General features: G+C 54.9%; 2 protein-coding genes. Both read left to right on the top strand.

Translation table 11 applies throughout. The features are described from left to right. The first annotated feature begins 241 nt into the window (after positions 1-241). On the top strand, positions 242-1,306 hold the full coding sequence (locus AC0AP0_RS11780) for a hypothetical protein (protein ID WP_490430600.1): 1,065 nt from the start codon (positions 242-244) through the stop codon (positions 1,304-1,306). 267 nt (positions 1,307-1,573) lie between these two features. After that, positions 1,574-2,137: a hypothetical protein gene (locus tag AC0AP0_RS11775; RefSeq protein WP_490430599.1), complete on the top strand. Its 564-nt coding sequence runs from the start codon at positions 1,574-1,576 to the stop codon at positions 2,135-2,137. The last annotated feature ends 395 nt before the right edge of the window (positions 2,138-2,532 follow it).

Here is a 2,532-nt window from a genome sequence, read left to right as displayed (position 1 = left end):
TACAAGGACGATAAATACTTCATGAAGGTGTTCAAACGCAGCACCGGCATCAGCCCCACCCGCTACCGCAGAACCTTTCACCAGCGGCATTTCAACTCCCACTGAACCCGGCCGTAGGGTTAAGCGAAGGGAACAATAGGTGGTTTTTATTGACTCAATGGTCCCCGCCAAAGAGGTTTCGCCCACAAGTCCCATAGGATGAAAACATCAAGGTGATTCCGCGATGAAGGGAGATCCCCCAATGCCTCATACCAATCCACCTCGGGTGATTTTTAGCCAGATGATCGATCCTCGACGCATCGAACTCTACTGGGATCAGGAGGTGAAGGGAGCCGCCGACCCCCGACATTTCCGCCTTTCCCTGGACGGCCATCCCCTGCCGCTGATGGAGAGGACCGACGTGGAGTGGAACCTGCTCAACGTCTATGAACCCATCAAAAAACGGTCCACGCTGATTACCAGGGAACCCTTGGATTTTACTGTTCTGGGGCGTCTGACCATACGGGCGGACTCGGCCATCGTCAACCGCCAAGGCCAGCAGGCCGACCCGGAGGTCGAGATCATGGTCAACAACTGGCACTATCAATACACCCAGTTCACCAACTGCCGTTGCGGCATCCCCATCGAATCTTCGGACGATGTCAAGCACCACACCCGGCTGCTGGCGGCCGACCTGATCGACACCATGCTGTCCTCATCGCCGCAGGTAGCCAAGACCATGATCGCCGAGGGTGCCAGGGTCGCCATCTACGGGCTGCACGAGGACGTCTATGACATACCCGAGCATCGCGGCGGCGCCCAGATCATGGATCGGCCGGTGGAAGGCTATGGAGGCATGATCGGCGACCCGATCACTTCCATCTCCGCCGCCAACATCGAACGCATCACTGAGGGCGTACACCAGACCCGCTACCCCAATGAGTCCATACTGGCCCATGAATTCGGCCACGCCATCCACCTTCTGGGCATCAACCGCCTGGAGGATCAGAGCCTGGCTCACCGAATCCAAGCCGCCTATAGCCATGCACAGGAGACGGGTCTCTGGCCCCGCACCTACTTGATGGGCAACATCGAGGAGTACTTCGCCACTCTGACCTCCATGTGGTTCAACGTCATGGCCGAGAGCGCCAACGACACCTGGGACGGTGTCCGAGGCCCGCTCAACACCAGGAACGAGCTACGCGAATACGACCCGACCGGCTACGCCCTGTTGGCGGACATCTATCCGCAGACCGCACTGCCCTACCCCTGGAACACCAACCCCGTCAACCATGACTACAGCGGGCATATGGACCAGCTGCCCTGAGGGCACCCGCTGTGGCGTTTGGCCTGCAGAAGGTGAGGATCGCGCTCTTGACGTTAACCCGATAGGAAGAGTGGCGGCTAACCAAGTAAATATGGCCAGCATTCGACCGCGAATGATACAAGCCGGCAAATATCGAGTCGGCAAATATTTTGTATACTTAGAGAAAGAGCTAAGCTTGCCTTAGCCAATAACCGCTCTTCTGGGTTATGAGACTTAAATCTAATGAACAATGTTGTGAGCCCTCCCCTACTTGCCTAAGGAGAACTGATGAAGGAGACAAAGGCTTTTGGACAGGCAGACTTTGATCCGGCAGAGGCGCATGAGCGGGATTCCCAGGTATGCGTGGGACGGCTCACGGCATTGCCAGCCCAATTCCGCAGCAGAGCAAGAACAGCTGGGGCTATCTGGGAAAAACGAATAATCGCTCTCGTAGCAGTATTGATGAGTGTGGCCCTGTTCTCGGGTTGCCAGGGATCGAACAGGTCAGAGCCATCAGTGAAACAGGTCTCCAATTATCTTTCATCGTTGACAAAGTACAACGTTTCTGGTGACGGCAGTGTCAAAACCATCTCTGCGAACAAATCGGGAACCCTGTATGTACTGGCACAGCGAGCCGACCTCAAGCGGACTGATGCCGCGCAATGCAAGGTGAACGGGCAAGCCATGCAGCGTTCTTCTTCTGACATAAATTACCCAGCAGGTGACGGAAAGAATTTCTTCCCATTCGCACAAATCGAGATCGCGCAAGGCAACCCACACAAGCTCTCTTGCAACCAACCGAGTGGGACCAAATTAATTGCATTGCTCGACCCGCATATCCGAAACTTATGAAGGCTAGGCCAACGAGCAATCGAGCAGCAGGAAGTTGACCGAAAGCAGCTACAAGTAAAACAGCAAACGTGCGTCCCATTCTGCCTGCCGTCCGGAGCCTCCAAAGTCGTGGAACAGTAAGCAACGAAACCCGATATTCATCAACCTTCACAACCCAAATATTGCCGTTAAGAAGCCCCACTGCAGCTATAGCCTGAGTGCTACAAGGCCAGGTGTGATAAAGTTGTTTCAGATTGTCGGGATTGTACCTGGCCTACGGCTGGCTTGAAAGATGGGGATATCCGATAGCTTGGCCGCTGTTCCTGGGGGAAGGGGATTGTAATTAGCATGCGTCAGCATTCGTACACAATAGGTAGACCAGCTATGGCCGTCAGTATTCTGCTCGCCATAATCCT

The organism is Bifidobacterium sp. POST2/T3 (B1) (assembly GCF_058197115.1).
Note: the sequence above shows the minus strand (reverse complement) of the source record. Positions and strands in the feature narration are given on the sequence as shown.